The sequence below is a fragment of the Wolbachia endosymbiont of Onchocerca volvulus str. Cameroon genome, assembly GCF_000530755.1.
Lineage (GTDB): Bacteria > Pseudomonadota > Alphaproteobacteria > Rickettsiales > Anaplasmataceae > Wolbachia.
This window is the reverse complement of sequence record NZ_HG810405.1, coordinates 812,870-834,285: the sequence shown is the minus strand read 5'-3', so window position 1 is coordinate 834,285 and position 21,416 is coordinate 812,870. Positions and strand designations below refer to the sequence as shown.

Below are 21,416 nucleotides of genomic sequence, written 5' to 3'. Positions count from 1 at the left end.
ATGACATGAAATTATATGAGTATTGTGTTTTGAAAGTAACCATAACAGGAAGGAGGCAGCATCTGTATCTATATTTTGATGTCTAAGTTCTAAGCATAGAGACTACTTTATCATAGCTTGGCAATGACTTAATTTCTCCAATTGCGGCTAAAGTGGTTTTCTCATGTTGAGATAATAACTCCTTTGCTGCTTCTTTTACATCAGTAGTGGTAACTGCGCTAATTTTTTCTATTAGTTCATTTTTACTGATATACTTATTAAAGGTGCTATAGTAGTGGCCCAACGCTTCAACACGAGAGCTAACGCTCTCACGTGACATCAAAATTTGTGATTTTACTCGCTCTTTTGCTCTGTTTACTTCTTCTTCCTTTAGGTCACTTGTAGACAATTTTTTCAACTCCATCGTTATAGATTTTAAAAATTTGCTTAAATTGCTGCTGTCTGTACCAGCAAAAATGGAAAGCATTCCTGTGTCAGTATAGCTAGAATTAAAAGAATAAACTGAGTAAGCTAATCCCTGTTTTTCTCTTACTTCCTGGAATAAGCGTGATGACATCCCGCTTCCTAGTATGGAATCAAGTATTTGAAATGTGTGATACCTATCATCATGATAGGAAACGCTGGGGAAACCTATTATCAAGTATACCTGATCTAATTTACGATACTCTAAATATTCACCACCAGTGTAGCTTGCATTTTGTCTTTTCTTCAGGTCTTTTAGGTGAGTTTTTGAGAGAAAATCTTTAATTGACTGAGCAACTTCCTCATGTTCAATATTTCCTGCAGCAGCAAATAGTATATTTCTGTTAAAGTAATGCTCATTTATATAGTTATTTAGATCTTCTCGACTAAAAGACTTTACAGTATCTTGTGTACCTAAGATTGGTCTACCAAATGGTTGATTTTTATAAGCTACCTCAAAATATCTGTCAAAAATAATATCACTTGGTGAATCGTTAGTCTGAAAAATCTCTTGTATTACAACACTCTTTTCACGTTTCAATTCGTCTTCTGGAAACGTGGAATTCATTAATATATCTATTAATATATTAATGCCAGTTTTTATATCTTTTTTAAGAATCTTTGCATAGTAATTAGTGCTTTCTCTACCAGTACTAGCATTGAAAACTCCGCCTATGTCGTCAAAAGCTTTTGCAATTTCAAATGCAGTTCTGGTCTTTGTTCCTTTGAAAGCCATGTGTTCTAGAAAGTGGGATATGCCATTTTGATTTGCGCTTTCAGCTCTACTCCCAACGTCAACTCGTATATTAAAAGCTATGGGATCAACATTATATACTTGCTCAGTTATTATGCGCAAACCATTATCTAATCTTGTTACTTGTGGTGCATTCATTTTATATGTTCTTTTTCAAGTTTTCTTCTGCAAAGTCCCAGTTAATCAAATGATTAAGAAAAGCTTTTATATAGTCAATTCTGCGGTTTTGGCAATCTAAGTAGTATGCGTGTTCCCAGACATCCATAGTAAGCAGTGGCACTTGATCATAGATTAATGGCAGGTCAGAATTTGGAGTTTTGGTGATTTTGAGTTTTCCTTTTTCAAGCACTAGCCACACCCACCCACTACCAAACTGGCTTACTCCATAACTTAAAAATTCTTCATAAAATCTATCAAAGCCACCAATATCATCTTGAATTTTTTTTGCGAGAAGACTGTCATCTTTAGGCTTGCTGCCGCCATTTTTTTTCATTGAGTTCCAATAGAAAGTGTGGTTCCAAACTTGTGCTGCATTGTTAAATATAGAAATTTTGTTACTATTGCCATGGACTTTCGTTATTAATTCTTCAATTTTCATGTCCGTATTTTCAACTAGCTCATTGAGCTTATTTAAATATCCTCTATGGTGCTTATCGTAGTGAAAATTCAAGGTCTTTGCAGATATGTAGGGCTCTAAAGCTGTTTTATCATATGGTAACTCAGGTAAAGTAAAACTCATATTAACCTCTTTATTCTTAACCTCCTACGATAGTATCGTAATATATGCTTTTGTACAACATGTAATTAATACATTTTAAATGATGCAACAATAATTGTATATTCATTGAAAATGAAAATGTCAGAGATTTATAAGAATTTTAGAAAAATGCTAAATATAGAAATATTTCTCTGTAGAAAAAATAATAGCAAGATTATATAAAACTATTCCTATAAATTTATCCACTGTATTGATAGTGTCGTGGTCTAAAGTGAAATTTGCTTTTAGTGTTTGCACAGTTTTAAAAGTGATGAAAAGTATGCCTATTATGTATCTTATAGTAGAATTGATTATAGTGCACCACTTTTATAGTTCTACAATCTTTATATTTCAATATTTGTATATTTGTTATATTTAATAGTAAAGAGATTAGTTGATAACAAACAACTATTACTTGGGTTATTCGAGCTTGTTGATACGCTACTTGGGAAGTGTACCAGGCAAAGCAGAAGATCATAGTTGCAAGAATAGCTAAATTTGTTAATATAATTTTTAATTATATTTATACTGCTTTTATTTGGGTTGCTACATTAATTATCACATCAGTTACTTTGGCTGTTGATAAAATGTCAGGTAAATTGAGTAAATGGAAAAGCTTGAAAGGCTCTATTTCTATCAAAAGATAGTAGCAGGTTTGTAGTTTATGTTTCTCACATAATGAGTGCCGTGGTTTAACATTTAGCTATAATTCCATTATGCTTATAAATTTGCTGTATAGAGTGTAAAGTGTGGAAGATTTTATAACTGTAAAAAAGAAAGATGATTTAATGATATCTATTCGTCAAGATAAAGAAAAAAAACTTTATCAATTTTAGGATTCAATTAAGGTGCAAGAGATTTACCGAAACATAAAAACGAGAGTCTACTTGATAAGACATTAATCAGTGTTTTAAGTGCAAAAGTAGCTGATGATGTAAGGAGTTGTTTAGGAAAATATGGCTTAGAAACTGGCAGTAAAGCTTAACATTTAGCCAAAGTAGCCTTCTGGAAAGTTGTTTTTTATCTATGTTGAGCTTAAACTTATGTTTTTATATAAAGACTTAAGTTTATCTGTAAAGTTGAGTTACTGCTTAGCTGTACTGCTTTTGGTATTGTTTTCACAAAATGGTATTAATGCTAGAGTAATTCTGGACAAGGGAATATTTTATGTGGACTAGATAAAAAAAATAGATTTGAGATTTAGTGATCCTTTTAACAAGGATTCTTTTAATATTCAGCCTAAAGATAAGATTTCGAGTTATTTGTACTTCTCTTTCTTTATTTACAGCAAGTTTATTTAAATACTCAAATGGGTTTTAATGTTGTAAACCTAAAAATGTTAGACATAGGAAAATTAGACATGAAGAATAGTATTTATCATTAAAAGTCTGGAACTTGGGTCGATTGAATATGGTAAGAAAGTTTAATTAGCTAGAGTATACTAACCAATACTTCAAAAAATTATACAGCTGCTTATAGAGTAAGTGGTTGCCGGATAAACTATGCAAATTTACGTGATGATGAAAAGAAGAATAATAGTGTTAGGTATGATAAAAACATGATCTTTTAGATTAAACCCAATATTTATTATGGTTATAATAGACTTAAATTAAAGTTAAAGCAACAGATAATAAGCTATATATCTCCTGTGATTTAATAGCTTTTCAACTGAGACTTAATTATGTACAAGAGAAAATGACTTACAACATAGCGATCTAGTTGCTGCTAATCTTTCCTGTAAAAATAGTCTATCAGATGATATAAATTTTACTGCTGCTTAACTAGTAAATTTATGAGGAAAAATCTAACTGATTGTGCAAGTGAAACTCCTAAAGGGTGTAAATGCTGTAATCAACTACTACACTGAAATTTTAGCTTGAAATTAGAGTTGTTTGATCTTGATTGCATTTTTTTATATGGTAGTGGTAGTAAATTTGGGGAAGAGTATGATCATGAAGTAAACAACACACATTACACAAATGCAGGTATTACTTACTGCTCTGATTCTCACAGGTTAAGCTTGACATGTTTTAATAGTGGTTAAGGTGTTGTACGAACAAACTAACATTATATACTCTAAGCCTTGAAAACTCTCTTTTTATAAGCACTTCATGCTATTCGATATAGTAAAATTTAATTCTGAAGAAACCATTAAAAAGTTCAAAACTAACTCTGATTACATGGTTTTGATTGATTAAAGTTAAGTTTTTAATAAGTATATATAGTGGTTCAGGTAGTTTTGTTTTACTTAATGGCTGGTTTACCCATTATCTCCTTAATAATATTGCTATATTAAGAAATGTTGTAATTGTTAACATTACTTGCTGATATTATTTTAGTTATGTTTTTTGGTTATTTAGTTCTAGTAGAAGTGAAAACCCTTTTGTGCTTGTTAAATTTAAGCATCAAAGGAATTTTGCTGTTTATGATGCCTTTTATTGTCTTTACGTTAATATTAGCAGTGCTAACAATCTTAGTAGTAAGCTATAAGATTTATATTGTTGCTTATTATAACGATTTTCATGTTGAATCTAGCTTCAAGTTTAATCGCCTACTTGATTAGGCGTTTTATCTACAAAACACTTATTTTATATAAAATATAATATATAAAAACAATTACTCTTCATGGTCGTTTAAGCTACCCGTACTGCTTTCTAACTTTTATGTTCTTGTTTATGGATTTATATACAGCATAGTGATATTTGTATTTCTATTGAGGATAAGTGAAAAACTTTCATGTGAAATATCAGATTTGATTTAGTTTATTTGAAAGTGTTTTTGACTTCAGTTATTCAGGTATTTATACTCGGTCTTACTTTAAAAGGCAGCATAACCAGGTTTTATCTTGTAATCTTCAAAAGATTACTCAGTAATTTTTGTTATTATATATAACATTTGTTTACTTCTATATTTTTCTCTTGTGTGGAGCGGCAACTTCATTCAAAATCCCAAGTTAAGTAACTAGTATAGGCAATATGATGCTAGAGCATTTATTACTGCAGTGAGTACTGTTTGGTAATACAATCTTGCCGCTTGCTCTTGCCAGAGAGTAAAAAACGTGAAGCAATTTGATATAGTATTATTTATTGTGTCGATAACTACTAGCTTTTACCTGTGGGTGGGTTGCTTTCTTTTATTATAATATAATCGATTATAATTACTTCTGGTTGTGCGTTATATAATAGACTATGTGACTTTCCTTTTCTATTTTTATTTAAGTTTGCTATCGTTGCGGTTCAGCAGGAGGAATTATAGTAATGTTATCTATTTCTTGAGGAGAATCCTAAGTTTTCTCAGGAAATGCTCTTGTTAATTACTGCATTATATGTAGCGTTTGATTTGATAATAATTTTAGTGAATGTTATAGATGAATGGTGCCTTTACTGTAATATTTGTAAAGCTCTATAGTAAACTTAAATAATGTCCATTTTAGCAATTGATACTGTAGGTTCTAGTAGCTCAATAGCGATAATCGATCATGGTGGTAAGTGTTTAGTAGAACACAATTCCACCAGCAATAATCACGTAGAGTCGTTTTTTCAAGTTTTAGATGCTCTGTTCAGTAGGCATAACTATACTTATAATGAAATAGACCATTTAGTGGTAGTAGTTGGACCTGGGAGTTTTACTGGAATTAGAGTTGGTATATCAGCTGCAAAAGGCATAAATCTTGTTACAGATAAGCCATTGTATGGAGTTAGTACACTAGAAGTTCAGGCATACGCAATATCATTGCTTCGTACAAATAGTAAAAAAAATATTAGGGCTATAATTAAAAATGCTCAAGGGTTTTATACACAATTATTTAGTTTCAATTTATTACCATTATCATATCCAACTGTAGTACGTAACATTGCTAAATCCCAGTGTCTAGATACTGGGATGATAAACAATAACTGCACTACATATATGGATTGTAGTTTACCTGTATTAAATGCTAGCCATGCAGGACTATTAGCCCATTATAGGCTGGAAAATAAACAGAAGCTAGGTGAAGTTAAAGCTCTCTATTAAAATGAGCCTAGATATATGAGCCTATTGTAAGTTAACCTTTTATGTAAACTCTATCAATTTGGCTAAGTCTGTGCACCTGATATGTTTTTTCTCAACTACTTCCCTTATACTCATGTTTGAATTCTCTATCTCTATGACATTAGGTGATGGTATAAATAAATTATGAGTTCTAAATTTTTTTATAACGCTACTTATATTGGTTGCTTTCCTATTTTTCCTCTGTCTTTTTAATTTAATGCCCTTTTGTAGTATATATATAGCTCACATTTGAGCACTATAGGAAGAATTCTTGTATTCATTCTTTTGTTAAGTTCTATTACTGAGTTATGTATTTTTGTGTTGTATTTACTATCTTCCATCAATTTGTCAATAAATATATAATTTTTTGATGAATTGGATAAGCTTCTATTGTCTGAAGCATAATTTGTCCAATATTATATATTCTGTCTTGTGCTTCTTCATGGATTTGGTTGTGTTCGAAGATATTATCATATATAGAATGAACTTGAGTGTTATTGGAGAAGTTGATGTTTATAATCAGTGCATCTATTATATTAGATAATTTTATTGCTGTAGAAAGCTTACCTACTTTCTAAAAAGGCAATAATATAGAAGCGGATTTTGTAATTCTACCTGATTCTGTATGAAAATTTCTGTTGTTTGTTTCTTTGTGTTAATGTTTATTATATTTTTTAATTTTAAAATTTATATTCATAATAACATCAAGCTTAAGCTTTAAAACGTTTAAAATATTATATAGTAAGGTTATTTTTGCGATTAAGATATTATGTAATTTGAAAATATAAATTTGCGTGATCTTTGTAGGCTACTATATAACAGCTGCTTTTTTACTAAGAATTGACAACTCTTCTTTCCCTGATTTACTCTTGACTTTAAACTGGAGGTTAGTTTACTATGAGCTTCTTTTCTTGATGTAAGCTTTCAGGAGATTTAACTAGGAGTTATGTTATTAGCAAAGAGCAAGGTAAAAAGGGAAGTAGTTTATACTTATTAAGATTTTCTGTTTTACCTTAAAATGGGTGATTGTACATACACTCATCTGTTAGTGTGTTCTGAAGATCAAGGGTCATTCTACATTTATCCATTTGGTATATGTTTTAGTGAGGTGAATGAAAATTTATTGATGTTAAATGTTATTTGATGGGAGTGTGGTTGAAGATAAAGAATATTGGTAGGTAAAAAGCTAGTTATATAATCCACGATTTTATTTATCAAGCAAGAGGGGATATTCAGAGTAATTTTTCACCTGCATGAGCCTTCTATCGTGGTAGTTTTTTCCTTAAAGATGGATAAATTGCTTCCATAGGTATGTGGACACTGGATTTTATATGATTAAACATCTTATCATGATAATAGTTTTTCAGTGTTTGATAATGTGAAAGAGAGAAGATTAATAGTTGATTTGAAAGAAAATTTTGTGGTGTTTTAGTGTATGATCATGGATCTGTAACGTGTAGCTGGGCTATACAAGAAGTGATGTTTTACACTATTACTTGGGAAAGCGTATAAAATACAATGTTTAATGTTAGCGAAGAGTATGGAATTATTAATTTCAAGTGAAGGAATTCGTTTAAAAGCTGTAAGTAATCTTTTGTCTTTTGAAAGTAATCTTGATAGGAGATTAGTATGCGTAAATTAGACTAGTAAAAAGCAAGTTGTAATAGGCTTCTTTTTAATCCTAAATAAATTTGTTAGTTTATTATACGTTTCTTTTCATGTATAAAGTTATAGCAAGTTGTTATGGAAGGTTGTTTTATGGGTAAAATTATAGAAATCAGGGCGCCAGAGATTCTTGGTGGTGAATCAGTTACGGAAGGTATAGTCAAAATAAAAAGAAATATTGGTGAAGCAGTAAAGGTAGATGACTTGATCTTTGAAGTTGAAACTGACAAAGCAGCACTTGAATTAACTGCAGAAGCTTCAGGGGAAATAACTGAATTTCTTGTAAAAGAGAATGATATAATAAGTCCAGGTCAATTATTAGCAAGGCTTTCTATAAGGGAGGTGCAAGAAGATAAAAGTGAAATCCCTGTTATAAGAGACGCTCCATCAGCTCGTAAAATTATGGAAGAGAATGCAATCAGTGCAAAAAGTGTCAAAGGAACTGGGATGGGAGGCAGAATAACGAAAGCGGATGTAGCCCATATAAGCAAAACTGAACAGCCTGCAATATATAAACTGCCAGAAAGTGTAATGAATGGAGAGAGAAGAGAAAAGCGAATAAAAATGAGTAAGATAAGGCAAGTAATTGCTGCTCGTTTGAAGGCTTCACAAAACACTGCTGCAACACTGACTACATTTAATGAGATTGACATGCAAAGCGTAATGAATCTAAGAGCAAAATATAAAGAAATTTTCGAAAAGAAATATGGAATAAAGCTTGGTTTCATGTCCTTTTTTATAAAGGCTGCGGTGCAAGCTCTGAAAGAAATTCCTGAAATTAACGCTGAAATTTCAGGCGATGAAATTATATATAAACATTATTATGACATAGGTGTTGCTGTTGGCACTGATAAGGGTCTTGTTGTGCCAGTTATTCGGAGTGCTGATCAGATATCATTTGCGGAAATTGAGTTAACTTTAGCTGCCCTTGGTAAAAGAGCCCGCGAAGGTAAGTTACAGGTGTCAGAAATGGAAGGTGCAACATTTACCATTTCAAACGGTGGGATATATGGTTCACTTTTTTCTACTCCGATAATAAATCCTCCACAGTCTGGTATACTTGGGATGCATTCAATACAAAACAGGCCAGTTGCTGTGGGTAACTCAATTGAAATTAGGCCTATAATGTACATTGCCCTTTCTTACGATCACAAAATAGTTGATGGCAAAGGAGCAGTAACTTTCCTTGTTAAAATAAAAAATTATATAGAAGATCCAAACAGATTAATTTTGGGAGTGTGATTCAAGTAAGTTATTATTGATTCAATGTTGCTAAAAACCTAAATATCGTCTAGTTCACCAATAATTTAACAACTTTTGGGCTATCAGGTATATGATCTTTTTAAGAATAGGTAAGGACTGTTTAAACAATTCTTTTGGTTTTTGAAAATTATCCAGAGCACCGTAAACGGTACTGAAATTTGCGAGTAACTTAGCAACTTCAAAATGATTGAGGTTCATAGTGTTTTTCTTTAATTGTCAAAGCCTGTTTAAATGGCGTTTTTGCTTTCTGATGGTTACTTAAAAACCCTAATTAATATATATATATATATATATCAAGGCTTTTCAGTGTAATAGCAATTTAGAAATGATCAAGATCGTAATGTTTCTCATCATCTACTAAGGAGCTAATTCAAGCAACTCCTTTTGCTTTTTAGGATTGCTTAAATCAGAGTATCTATCATCAATTCATGTTAGTAAATTTTTAAGATAATTCTTCTCTCTTTTTTCTTTTCTAGAAAATTGTCTTTTGGTTAATTATCTATATTTAAATAGGAATACATCTAAACATGATGATAATAGTTGTTATTTCTTAGCACAATCTTCAATTTATCCCTATTATAAGGGATATAAGGGAAACTTTTTTTTGAAAGACAGTTTTTGTTTCTTTTTTGTTTTTCCGCTTCTCTGACTTTAGTCTTGTTATCTTCTGAACTAAGTATGCGTACTAAACATGCTATAATCTTTTTTGATAGTTAGTATAGAATAGCTTATTAGTATTCCTTATTCTTTATAGAAAGTTTCTGAAGAAGAGTTATTTTTTTGATTATCAGCGGAGATTTTTAGTCAAACCTGAGAGATAGAGTTGTTACTTAAATAAGTACGAGCAGTAAATCAGTTGACTATCAGTAAATATAAGGATCTTTTTTTGTTGTTTTCTACTGTATGCTTTTTATACACTATTACTGCATTCTCTCTATTAGACCTGAATGGAATGTTTTAAACGATGTTTTATCAGACGATAAAGTTTGTTTTCTATCATTATAATTTTCAAATAGTCTGAAATATTTATATACGTTTTCTTTGTGGGCATTTGCTTAGGCTAAAGTTAAAGGTAATAACTTAATATCTTTGCTAATGCATCTACTTGAATTGTGTCTAGTCTTTCTCCTTTTATTTCTAGTATTTAAAGAATATGGCTACTTGACTCTTAAGGTTTAAAAGCATCATTAGAATTAGTGTTCTATGGGTTTGTCCAGCTAAATTTATAACGGGAAGTTAATAATGTCTTTTTTGTAGGAAGTAAGCCTACTGTATTTTTGTAATTAGGGGAAAATTATAGCATGTCAGTAACCACTGGTACATTGAGGCTATTCTAGCTAACTTTTAACACACTTAACATGATCTTCTTCAAAGACGTTTTCTTCATAACCATAAATAATGCTTGGTTTACACCTAATTTGATGTACTCATTGAATAATGCATTTATTTCTATCTTTTGTATCAAGTCAAATTATTCCTTTATATTCTTAGAATTTACTCTAAACAAGATTCTAATGCTAATTGTGTTTTATCCGGTTTCTGCTTAATCTGTGAGAATAACTAATGTTGCTGTATCAGCAGCATCCAGGTATTTTTCTATTTTATCTAGTAGTACTTTTCTATCAATAAAATTCTAGTTTCAGATAAAGGTTTGCTAAAATTCATCTAGATTTTCTTTAGATTTGAGACTATGAAAATAGTTTATAATTTTCTTAAAATAATCATCTTTTCTCGTTAAGTAAGAAAACTTTGCCTCTTACATTCTTCCCATTACTCTCTACTTTCTCGCGCGCAAAATCAAAAACTGTGTCAATGTCTTGTTTTATTTGATATTTTGTCTGTGTTTCATGCTTCTTCTTGAATAATAATATCTAATCTTGAGTGATTAGGTTGATTAACTACAAACCTTAATCTAAGTAAGAGAATTTTCTATTTCACCATCACTACTACAACTGAAGTATTTTTAGCTCAGTATGATTTTTTATCTTATAGCATGTTTCTTTTTGATCTTCATAAATATTTTAAATGTTCATTTATTAACTTTAACTCTTCCAGGATGCTTCTATAGTATCACTATACTACTTTGCTTTTCTGTGCCTTTTTAAAAATTCACATTGACATTAGTATAAATGACGAGTATAGTACTCCTGTTCTTGCATTTAGGTTTTGCTTGATTTTAAAGGTAGGATCCAAAAAGTATTTGTGTAACCTAAAATCTTCTTTTTTTGTAGCTTTCTATTATTTCCATTAATAAACAAATCTTTAAAAGTATAGTATTTTTGAGGCAACAATGTGTATTGTAGTACTTAGCTTAAACTGAGATAGTTTTTGATTTGTTTTCTTGTCTTTTTATCTTCAAAAGAAATAATCATCAAAAACTTCAAAGCCTTTCATGGTTAATGCTAACCAAAAATCAATTTTACTGCTTAGTTTATGAGGGGTAGATATAGTATTAATAATTTTACTTAAAGTTTATGACCTTAATTATCTGTTGGTCAGCTGATTCTCTTCTTTAAATATAGAATTGTTAAGTTTTTTAAAACTGTTCATTTTCTATTTACATTTTACTAAAAACTTCATTTTATATAAAAATTAAAGATTATTAAATATCTAAAATAATGTAACATATTCTTTATATATTGATGAAAAGCTTTCCAAGCAAAGGATCAGTAAGTTATTTTATTCACTGCCTTAATATGTAAGTAAAGATTCTCTAAATCGAATATGTCATTGCTGTAGGTTGTGTTTGGTAATATAATCTCATATTTAATGGGCGTTAATTAAGTTTATGTCAGATTTTGCTGTAATTTTAACAGCTATTCTTATGTTTTTCACTTTTATATTGTTGCTCCTTTTTGTAAAGGGAATGACAAATAGGAGGATAATAAAGTCTTTTGGAAAAATTGTTCAACAAATAAATGCATTAGAGCCGAAAATGCAGAGCCTATCTGATGAGGAGCTTGCTAGTAAAACTGAGGAGTTTAAACAGGAATTAAAGAATGGGAAAACATTAAATAGCCTTCTCATACCTGCTTTTGCAGTTGTACGTGAAGCCTCTCGTAGGTTTCTTAACATGAGACACTTTGATGTTCAGCTAATTGGTGGAATGGTCCTTCATAATGGCATGATATCAGAAATGAAAACAGGAGAGGGAAAGACGCTTGTTGCAACTTTAGCTGCATACCTTAATTCTTTAGAGGGAAAAGGTGTACATGTTGTAACTGTTAACGACTACCTTGCAAAACGTGATGCAGAATGGATGAGAAAATTATATAATTCTCTTGGGGTTTCTGTTGCGTTTATTACAAATGATTTGACAGATGCAGAGAGGAAAGAAGCTTATAGTGCAGATATTGTATATTCAACAAACAATGAACTTGCTTTTGATTACCTTCGAGATAATATGAAATTTTCTCAAGAAGATATGGTTCAGAGAGGTTTCAATTATGCGATAGTAGATGAAGTAGATTCCATATTGATTGATGAAGCGCGGACTCCGCTTATTATTTCTGGTCCAATTGAGGAAAATAATCAGATATATAAACTCATAAATAAAATAGTTATTAAATTAATTGATTCTGATTATGAGGTAGATAAGAAGGGTAGGGCAGTGTTCCTTACTGAAGATGGTATTTCACGTGTGGAAGAGCTACTTAGGTCATATAATCTCATTTCTGAGGATTCTTCGTTGTATGATACCACCAATATGGTAATGACTCATTATGTAGATCAAGCATTACGTGCGCATAAGCTGTTTACTGTTGATAAAGATTATATAATAAAGGACGGCAAGGTAGTGATTGTCGATGAGTTTACTGGACGCATCATAGAAAGCAGAAGATATTCTGATGGTCTTCACCAGGCACTTGAAGCGAAGGAGAATCTTGAGATTCAACATGAGAACCAAACTTTAGCATCAGTCACATTTCAGAATTATTTTCGTATGTATAATAAGCTCTCTGGTATGACTGGAACAGCAGCAACAGAAGCAGAAGAGTTCCGTGATATATATAAGCTAAATGTAGTGAAAATTCCAACTAATGTGCCTGTAAAGAGAATAGATATTGATGATGAAATTTATGGTACAGAAAAAGAAAAGTTTAATGCTGTATTAAAATTTGTAGAAGAATGCCACAAACGTCTTCAACCAATCCTTGTTGGCACAGTGAGTATTGAGAATTCTGAGAAGCTTTCTGCGCTTTTGCGAAGTCACTCTCTTAAGCATTCAGTGCTGAACGCTCGTTATCATGAACAAGAGGCGTACATAATAGCACAAGCTGGAGCACCAGGTAGTATTACTATAGCAACTAATATGGCAGGACGTGGAACTGATATTCAGCTTGGCAGAAATGCTGAAATGATAGCAAAAGTGGAGCTGAAGAAGATAAAAAATACTGATGAAAGAGAAAAAAAATATCAAGAAATAGTTGAAAGAGTAAAAAGAGATAGGGAAATTGCTATAAAAGCTGGTGGTTTATGTGTTATTGGAACTGAGAGACATGAAAGTAGGAGAATAGATGATCAATTACGTGGTCGTTCTGGTCGTCAAGGTGATCCTGGACTTTCTAAGTTCTTTTTATCACTTGAAGATGATTTAATGAGAATATTTGGCTCTGATAGAATGAGAAACTTTTTACAAAGGGTAGGGCTAAAGGATAATGAAGCTATTCATCATCCATGGCTTAATAAGGCGCTTGAGAAGGCACAGAAAAAAGTTGAAGCTCGAAACTATGATGTGCGAAAATCTCTGCTTAAATTTGATGACGTGATTAATAATCAACGTAAAGTTATTTTTGAGCAGAGAAATCACATCTTAGGGAATGAAATCAATGGTTTATTTGAAGTATATAGTGAAGTAAATAAGGCGATAATAGAAGGTGTGGTGCAAAGTGGTTATTATGAGGATTATGTTGAAGATCTTGTTAAAGAGTTCTATACAAGGTATGGAATAACACTTAATAAAGAAGTATTAGCAGAATTTTTGAATAAACAAGAAGCATTGGATTATGTAAATGATGAGATACAGAAGTTTTTTGCTGAGAAAGAAGAGTATTTCAATAGTCAACACGCTACAGATTTATGGAACAAGGTAGTGAAGCAAGTGATGGTCATGACACTTGATCATTTATGGAGGGAACACCTTTCAATTTTAGAGAGGTTAAGACAAAGCATAAATTTACGTGCCATGGGGCAGAAAGATCCACTGAATGAATTTAAACGTGAAGCTTTTTTGATGTTTGAGTCGATGCTTGAAAAATGGAAGGAGATCACTGTTCATCGTCTAGCTTACTTCAAGTTAGCAGATAACCAAGAAGTGAGTAAGAGGTTACATTTTATTAAAAGAAGCAATTTGCCAAAAGTCTCAAGAAACGATAAATGTCCTTGTAACTCGGGCAAAAAATATAAGCACTGCCATGGCGCGATTACTTTGATAAATTAGCAGCTATGATCTGCTTGCCTTTTATATTAGCTAACTTTATTTAACTTGCCGTATCTAGTAAGCGCTCTGATTTTACTTGTAAAGAAGGCTTGAATTCTCTTCTTTTAGTGGTTTTATCGTTTCATTAGATATATTTTTTTCATTTCTTTTAATGGTCTTAATTGTAATACCTGCTACAGTTGTAGCTACAATTGGAAATAATATGCTGTGGTATACAGATGCGGTAGAGAATCTAATAATCTAGTTATTGGAATAACAACATATGCAACAAGGACGGCCCAGTTGCGATGCTTACAATAAAGAATCAACTTAAGTGTATAATTTGCAATTACTTTTAACGGTCACTTATATTATGATTAATGTGAATCTGCAGGAAGGAAGTTGTGATGAGAACTGCAGTTAATGGTACTACAGAAATGTAGCTGACAATTATGCTTGTTATCAGAGGTGGAGGTCTAGTTAAAGTACTTGGTATAAGACCTATTGAAATGCTTAGTGTGACTTCTAATTATTGCTAATATTTTTACTATTGTTGAATAATTTAAGCAAATACTCTCTTCTTTTTATGGTTACGGTTTTTTAAAGATTTATCTTGTATTCTAAAGTTTATGTAAGTGATTTATATGTTATGAACAGCATATAAATCACTTTATTCTATGAGACTAGTTATTTTTTTAGTGGTGATACTTCATCGATCTTAAATACAAGTTTAAGGTTACTTAAATAACAGCAAATAAAATGCAAAGAGGCTAATTAGTTTTTTATTGTTAGTATCGCTTTTAGCTAAAAGCCTCTTCCCATGTACCTTGAGTTGCTGCACGGCTATATTCTGTTACTCTATTTTCAAAGAAGTTTGTATGTTCTACACCATTTAGTATTTCATCAAGCCATGGAAGAGGATTATTATTAATATTATACATGGGTTTCAAATCTAATTGTATTAACCGTCTGTTTGCTATGTAGCGTATATAACTGCGTACTTCCTCTGCAGATAATCCTTCAACGTCTCCTAAATCAAAAGCGAGTTTTATAAATTCATCTTCAAGTCTAACAATAGTGCGACATGCAGAATACAGTTCCTCTTTGAACTCCTCATTCCAAATTTCATTATTTTCTTTAATAAAAGTGTTGAATAAATTAATAATTGAATTAGTGTGTAAAGTTTCATCACGTGCTGACCAGGCAATTATTTGTCCCATGCCTTTCATTTTTCCAAAGCGTTGAAAATTAAGTAAAATTGCAAATGATGCAAATAACTGCAATCCTTCAGTAAACGCACCAAACACTGCTAGAGTTTTAGCTACATGTTTCTTATCGTGTTTTTTACTCTCCTCAAACTCTAGCATGTACTCATACTTCTTTCTCGTAGCATCATATTTTAAAAATGCTTGATATTCACTTTCTGGCATACCAATTGTATCTAAAAGGTATGAATAGGCTGCAATGTGTATGGTCTCCATATTGGAGAAGCTTGCAAGCATCATGCATATTTCTGTTGGTTTAAATATATTTGTGTAATGTCTCATGTAACAATTGTTCACCTCAATATCTGCTTGGGTGAAGAACCTAAAAATCTGAGTTAGGAGGTTTTTTTCCGTACCCGAAAGTTTAGTTTTCCAATCATTCACATCGTCAGCAAGTGAAACTTCTTCAGGTATCCAATGTATCCTTTGTTGCTGTAGCCACGCATCATATGCCCAAGGGTAATTAAAAGGTTTATATATTGGATCTGATTCTAACAATGACATAGAGTACCCTAATTATTTTCTAAAGTTAATATTATATTAAGCGATACCAAAAATCAGTCAATTTAACTTTTATAAAATTTGACTATAGGTAATTTGTTAGTGTATTGTAATTTCACAGTGATTTATCTCAGAGAAATGCGAGTATTGATATACTTGGTTCTATTATTTTTAGTAAACTGTACGAACACTATTTACAATCACGGAACTTCAGATATTAGTGTTGAGTTGTGGAACAAGATAAAAATAGGTGATGACAAAGAAAAAGTGGTTCACACTTTGGGATCACCAACATTAATATCTCAATTTGATGAAAATATTTGGTATTACATTTCATATAAAATAAAACAATCTAATTTCTTAGGAAAAAGAAAGTATAGCAGTAAATCCCTGCAGATTTCATTCGACCAAGATGATAAAGTTTTAGATATGAAAGAGATTGACATTTCAGAAAAGAACCTTGTCAGTTATTAACTGAAAGTCTATACTGTAGTCTATTAGTGGTGTCTTTTAAAGATTAACATATAGTGGAATGATGGTTGTTGATAACTTAAGTTATTTTAGCTATTAATATTTAAAAATTTACTATTATAAAGTATCTTATAGGTGTGTTTCAACTTTTGCAAGCAAAACTTAGAAATTTTATAAAGATGTGAAGTTGCACATAGTGCAAAATTTGAGTGTGAGGTATTAAATACTTTAAGTTTTTTTGTTATTAGTTTATGCAAATTACAAGAATAAATAAATAACTTTAGTGTTATAGTAAGGGAAACGGAAGAATTTTTGATTGGGTGACTTTGGAAGTGAAGAGCGGGAGAAGGGGTTCGAACCCTCGACCTCAACCTTGGCAAGGTTGCGTTCTACCAACTGAACTACTTCCGCAGTTAACCTAATTCTTAAATTATAGGTATATACAACAATTTGTAAATCCCAATATATGCTTGAAATTTAAAGGACTATATTATTATATATTTGTGTACTAAAACTTACTTTTAATTATTATTAGTCTTTCAATATTCCACAAAGCCTTATGAGGATATTTGTATATGAAGATGACTTACCGGCTAGCTTAATGCCAGATAACATAAGTTCTATAGCCGTTGATACAGAGGCGATGGGTCTGCTTCATGGCAGAGATAGATTATGTCTTGTGCAACTCTCTTTTAATGATGGAAGTGCTCACTTAATTCAATTCAGGAACAATTATATAGCTCCAAATTTAAGAAAAATATTAGGTGATGAAAATATAACTAAAATATTTCACTTTGCACGGTTTGATGTTAGCATAATACGCTACTATTTAGGAATTTGGGCAGTGCCGTGCTATTGCACAAAAATAGCTTCGCGTTTGGTTCGCACCTATACAGATAATCATAGTTTAAAGGAGTTATGCTTGGAGCTACTTGATATCAAATTAAATAAACAGCAACAATCCTCTGATTGGGGAAGTGAGAGTTTAACGGATAAGCAGAAAAATTATGCTGCGTCTGATATTTTATATCTCCATAAAATAAAGGAAAAGCTAGATTCAATGCTGGAGCGTGAAAACAGAAAAGAATTGGCACAAAAATGCTTTGAATTTCTTCCTACTCGTGTTAGATTAGATCTGATGGGATGGGGAAATATGGATATTTTTGATCATCAGATGTAACAGAAGTTTTTGCTTATGTGTAGGCTTTATGACAATTTTTTAGGCTATTTAGTAACAATTTAATTGATTAGTTACTGGCAAGTGCGTTATATTGTATGAATTAAGTTAAGTATTTTATGAATGGTAATATTACATCAGTAGATGATCAAAGTTTTAAGTTTGAGGTCACTGACTATAAAGGGTTTGTATTAGTAGATTTTTGGGCTGAGTGGTGTAGACCATGTAAAAGTTTAATGCCACGTATTGAACAATTAGCCCGAGATAGAACAGGCAAAATCAAGGTCTGCAAGTTCAATGTAGGTGAAGGAACTGAGGTTCCAAGTAAATGGGGAATTCAATCTATACCTACATTAATCATATTTCAAGATGGTAAAGAAATTGCACGTAAAACTGGTACAATAAATGATTTATCAAGTTGGATTGATAGTGAGATAAGGTGATGATAAGTTTATTTTTGTGTGTATTATAAATCCTAATGAATGGGATTGTAGCTCAGTTGGTTAGAGCAGTTCGCTCATAACGAATTGGTCGTAGGTTCGAGTCCTACCAATCCCACCGTAGCATATACGCAACAACACCTTTATTGATGTTCTTTAATGGTTTTTGCTGCTAAAGTAAGTTTAAAGCAAAAACTTTATATAATACAAATAGTGAGGTTGACTTATCATGATAGTTTTATAGATTGTTACCTATGTATAATGTATTGTTAGTTAATGTAGCTTAAAGTATAGTTATATATTTGTTTTTTTTAGACTATAATATATAAGATAGTCTAGGTTAAGAAAGTTATTAATACGCCATGAGAATTTATATGGTAATTTACTTTAGTAACACATCAACTAGTTTAAGTAAATCATGGAAAGAGTTTTGAGAAAAAGCTTATTATTTTATAGTATAATATTGAAACTTAGTTAAAAACATATAAGAATCTTATCAAATAACCTGCAGCGTATAACTACTATGCTTTTGAGCTTCTTATTAAAGTTGAAAAAATAGAAATGCGGGAATTGAACTTTACATTTAAGCCATTCAAAGTTCTACCTGCCTAACTGACAAATAGAAGTTTTAGTTTAGATTAAGTTACCTTAGCTCGATGTACACCTGATACCACTAGAACAAAAATAGCTAAATTCGAGCGTTTTCATTATATATTATTTGTTGAATAGTATATTTCTTACTGTTATATCCAATAAAGCCTTTACAATATTTGGATCATAGGTTTAATTTTAAGAGGTTGTAATCTATAGAACTGCAAATGGGCGATTATCTCTCACTGCTGAATCCAGAACAACGATTAGCTGTAACTAATGTAGATGGGCCAATTTTGATATTGGCGGGAGCTGGGACAGGAAAAACGAGAACCATTACTTCAAGAATAGCACATATAATTAGAAATGGTTACGCTAGTTCTAATGGGATATTAGCGGTTACATTTACTAACAAAGCTGCAAATGAAATGGTATCGAGAGTGCTTGAGCTTACAGGTGTAAATATACCATGGCTTGGTACCTTTCATGCTATTGCAGCAAAAATTTTGCGCCGTCATGCTGAAATTGTGGGTTTAAACTCTAATTTCACAATTATTGGTATGGATGATCAATTACAGGTAATAAAAAATATTATTAATGAAATAAACCCCGACTACTTCTTAGAGAAATGTAAGACCGTCATGAGTGTTATTCAGCAATGGAAAGAAAAGTGCTTGTTGCCGTCTGAAGTGGGGAGCATTCAATCACTTAGACCTTTATATGTAACTGCACTTAAAGTTTATAACCAATATCAAGAAAGGTTGAAGTTCCTTAACTCTGTTGATTTTGGTGATCTATTATTGTACAACATACAACTTTTTGATCAAGAGGCTGAAACTCTATCCTACTACCAAAACAAGTTCAAATATATTGTGGTAGATGAGTATCAAGATACAAATGTAATACAATATCTTTGGCTGAAATATTTAGCAAAAGGACATTCGAATATTTGTTGTGTAGGAGATGACGATCAGTCAATATACAGTTGGCGTGGTGCAGAAGTTGAAAATATTTTGAAATTTTCTAACGATTTTAAAAATGCAAAAACCGTTAAATTGGAGTGTAACTACAGATCGACATCCCACATACTTGCGACTGCGTCATATATTATTAATCATAACAAAACCCGCTTAGAAAAAAAATTATGGACAACAAATACTGAAGGGGAAAAGGTAAATCTAATAAAATTATGGGATGGTAAGGCTGAAGCAAGGTTCATAAGTGAACAGATATTAAAACTCAACAAATATAGATTTAGTGACATTGCGGTCCTGGTAAGAGCTATTTTTCAAACTAGAATCCTGGAAGAATATTTTATAAAGTATTCAATTCCCTATAAGATTATAAGCGGTGTAAAGTTCTATGAACGTCAGGAAATCAGAGATATAATTGCATATTTAAGACTCGTTGTGAACATCAATGATGACTTGGCTTTTGAAAGGATTGTAAATCGGCCAAAGCGGAGTATAGGAACTACAACTCTAAAAAAGATATATACGATTGCTCAAGATAACAAGACTTCTTTTTTTGGGGCAGCAAGAGTACTAGTCGATAGCAATCAAGTAATTGGAAGGATTAAGCTCTCACTCAATGATTTTTTAAGTAAAATTGAAGCTTGGAAAAAGATAGTAAGCGTAAAGCCATTGCATAAATTTGTTAAAATCGTAGCAGATCAATCAGGGTATATGGAAATGCTTGAAAATGAGGAAGTGATAGGTTTAACTCGGATAGAAAACGTTAAAGAACTTATTTCATCTTTAAAAAACTTTGATAATATCACAACTTTCTTGGAGCATGTAAGTTTGGTGACGGAAGTCGATAATATGAGTGGTGATGACACTGTATATGTTATGACTCTTCATGCAGCTAAAGGACTTGAGTTTCCATGCGTGTTTTTACCTGGCTGGGAAGAAGGATTATTTCCGCATCAAAGATCCTTTGAAGATAAAAGTGGTAGAGCTTTAGAGGAAGAAAGAAGACTTGCATATGTCGGAATAACTAGAGCAAAAGAAAGGTTAATTATTTCATGTGCAGGTAGAAGGGAAATGAATAACCAGTGGCAATCAATGTATACTTCGCGATTTATCAAGGAACTACCAAGGGAGAATATTGAGATAATTAAGAGTAACATTGCTTACTGCTAAAGTAGGCAAAATTTGCTTAAGAGATTTTTGTAATATTTAATCCACTTGCTTTTCTGTTCTCCATATCAAAATAAGCTTCTATTATTTTATCGAATTTGTACTTTTTGTTAATCCTTATACAGTCAAAAGTTTCTTCCTTATCATCTCAAAGATTTCCGCTGCAAGTGAGCACTAGGGTGAGTCTGTTGTGCTTATGATGATATATTGATGTTCCAGTAGCAAATAATGAACGTGAACTAAGTAAAGGGAGAGCTAATCGAAACATTGCCTGATATTTGTCCATAGAAACATATATGCCAAACTTTCCTAAAGACTCGAAAAAAAGTTTGCTGTGTAGGATAGCCTATAGGATCATGCACTGCACATACTCCTTTGTTTTGCGTAATCTCCATAATCTTAGAAACAAAGTTTTTATCATGATAATTTATTGCATATATGCAGCCATTTTGTAAAGCTATCTTTATTTTTTCGTCAG

11 protein-coding genes and 2 tRNA genes are annotated in these 21,416 nt (G+C 31.6%); 8 read left to right on the top strand and 5 right to left on the bottom strand.

The annotated features are described in order from the left end of the window. Positions 1–82: 82 nt before the first annotated feature. On the bottom strand, positions 83–1,354 hold the full coding sequence (locus WOVOC_RS03500) for a M16 family metallopeptidase (RefSeq protein WP_025264320.1): 1,272 nt from the start codon (positions 1,352–1,354) through the stop codon (positions 83–85). Position 1,355: 1 nt separating this feature from the next. Further along, positions 1,356–1,955, bottom strand: coding sequence for a superoxide dismutase (locus WOVOC_RS03495; protein WP_025264319.1), 600 nt, complete (start codon positions 1,953–1,955; stop codon positions 1,356–1,358). A gap of 3,438 nt (positions 1,956–5,393) precedes the next feature. Here WOVOC_RS03495 and tsaB point away from each other — a divergent pair. The 3 genes from tsaB (at position 5,394) to secA (ending at position 14,373) form a co-directional block, all read left to right on the top strand. Continuing rightward, positions 5,394–5,987 (top strand): tRNA (adenosine(37)-N6)-threonylcarbamoyltransferase complex dimerization subunit type 1 TsaB, encoded by a 594-nt coding sequence (gene tsaB / locus WOVOC_RS03470; protein ID WP_014868822.1) that lies wholly within the window; start codon positions 5,394–5,396, stop codon positions 5,985–5,987. Positions 5,988–7,763: 1,776 nt separating this feature from the next. Then, positions 7,764–8,912, top strand: a complete 1,149-nt coding sequence (gene odhB, locus WOVOC_RS03465) for a 2-oxoglutarate dehydrogenase complex dihydrolipoyllysine-residue succinyltransferase (protein WP_025264316.1) — start codon at positions 7,764–7,766, stop codon at positions 8,910–8,912. A gap of 2,845 nt (positions 8,913–11,757) precedes the next feature. After that, positions 11,758–14,373 (top strand): preprotein translocase subunit SecA, encoded by a 2,616-nt coding sequence (secA, locus tag WOVOC_RS03455; RefSeq protein ID WP_198642988.1) that lies wholly within the window; start codon positions 11,758–11,760, stop codon positions 14,371–14,373. 779 nt (positions 14,374–15,152) lie between these two features. On the opposite strand, the gene WOVOC_RS03450 is transcribed toward secA, so the two are convergent. Continuing rightward, positions 15,153–16,121, bottom strand: coding sequence for a ribonucleotide-diphosphate reductase subunit beta (locus WOVOC_RS03450; RefSeq protein ID WP_014868819.1), 969 nt, complete (start codon positions 16,119–16,121; stop codon positions 15,153–15,155). Positions 16,122–16,256: 135 nt separating this feature from the next. On the opposite strand from WOVOC_RS03450, the gene WOVOC_RS03445 reads away from it, so the two are divergent. Continuing rightward, on the top strand, positions 16,257–16,592 hold the full coding sequence (locus tag WOVOC_RS03445; RefSeq protein WP_025264314.1) for an outer membrane protein assembly factor BamE: 336 nt from the start codon (positions 16,257–16,259) through the stop codon (positions 16,590–16,592). Between the two features lie 335 nt (positions 16,593–16,927). On the opposite strand, the gene WOVOC_RS03440 is transcribed toward WOVOC_RS03445, so the two are convergent. After that, positions 16,928–17,000: transfer RNA gene (locus tag WOVOC_RS03440), tRNA-Gly, on the bottom strand. Between the two features lie 148 nt (positions 17,001–17,148). Here WOVOC_RS03440 and WOVOC_RS03435 point away from each other — a divergent pair. The 4 genes from WOVOC_RS03435 to WOVOC_RS03420 all read left to right on the top strand — a co-directional run bounded on the left by WOVOC_RS03435 (position 17,149) and on the right by WOVOC_RS03420 (position 20,941). Beyond that, a complete protein-coding gene (locus WOVOC_RS03435; RefSeq protein WP_025264313.1) occupies positions 17,149–17,769 on the top strand; it encodes a ribonuclease D in 621 nt (206 codons plus the stop codon). A 116-nt stretch (positions 17,770–17,885) separates the two neighbouring features. Further along, a complete protein-coding gene (trxA, locus tag WOVOC_RS03430; protein ID WP_025264312.1) occupies positions 17,886–18,209 on the top strand; it encodes a thioredoxin in 324 nt (107 codons plus the stop codon). A 41-nt stretch (positions 18,210–18,250) separates the two neighbouring features. Then, positions 18,251–18,324 (top strand) — tRNA-Ile (locus WOVOC_RS03425). Positions 18,325–19,024: 700 nt separating this feature from the next. After that, entirely contained in the window at positions 19,025–20,941 is a 1,917-nt protein-coding gene (locus WOVOC_RS03420; RefSeq protein ID WP_025264311.1) for an ATP-dependent helicase, read from the top strand. A gap of 236 nt (positions 20,942–21,177) precedes the next feature. Here the strand turns inward: WOVOC_RS03420 and WOVOC_RS04955 are convergent, their stop codons facing one another. Then, positions 21,178–21,378: a hypothetical protein gene (locus tag WOVOC_RS04955; protein ID WP_369665130.1), complete on the bottom strand. Its 201-nt coding sequence runs from the start codon at positions 21,376–21,378 to the stop codon at positions 21,178–21,180. Positions 21,379–21,416 lie beyond the last annotated feature (38 nt).

Bases quoted from the DNA above. Each gene is read 5' to 3' on its own strand.
- trxA (WP_025264312.1), top strand. From the start codon at position 17,886: ATGAATGGTAATATTACATCAGTAGATGATCAAAGTTTTAAGTTTGAG.
- tsaB (WP_014868822.1), top strand. From the start codon at position 5,394: ATGTCCATTTTAGCAATTGATACTGTAGGTTCTAGTAGCTCAATAGCG.
- WOVOC_RS03495 (WP_025264319.1), bottom strand. From the start codon at position 1,955: ATGAGTTTTACTTTACCTGAGTTACCATATGATAAAACAGCTTTAGAG.
- WOVOC_RS03435 (WP_025264313.1), top strand. From the start codon at position 17,149: ATGAGGATATTTGTATATGAAGATGACTTACCGGCTAGCTTAATGCCA.
- WOVOC_RS03500 (WP_025264320.1), bottom strand. From the start codon at position 1,354: ATGAATGCACCACAAGTAACAAGATTAGATAATGGTTTGCGCATAATA.
- WOVOC_RS03420 (WP_025264311.1), top strand. From the start codon at position 19,025: ATGGGCGATTATCTCTCACTGCTGAATCCAGAACAACGATTAGCTGTA.
- secA (WP_198642988.1), top strand. From the start codon at position 11,758: ATGTTTTTCACTTTTATATTGTTGCTCCTTTTTGTAAAGGGAATGACA.
- WOVOC_RS03445 (WP_025264314.1), top strand. From the start codon at position 16,257: ATGCGAGTATTGATATACTTGGTTCTATTATTTTTAGTAAACTGTACG.
- WOVOC_RS03450 (WP_014868819.1), bottom strand. From the start codon at position 16,121: ATGTCATTGTTAGAATCAGATCCAATATATAAACCTTTTAATTACCCT.
- odhB (WP_025264316.1), top strand. From the start codon at position 7,764: ATGGGTAAAATTATAGAAATCAGGGCGCCAGAGATTCTTGGTGGTGAA.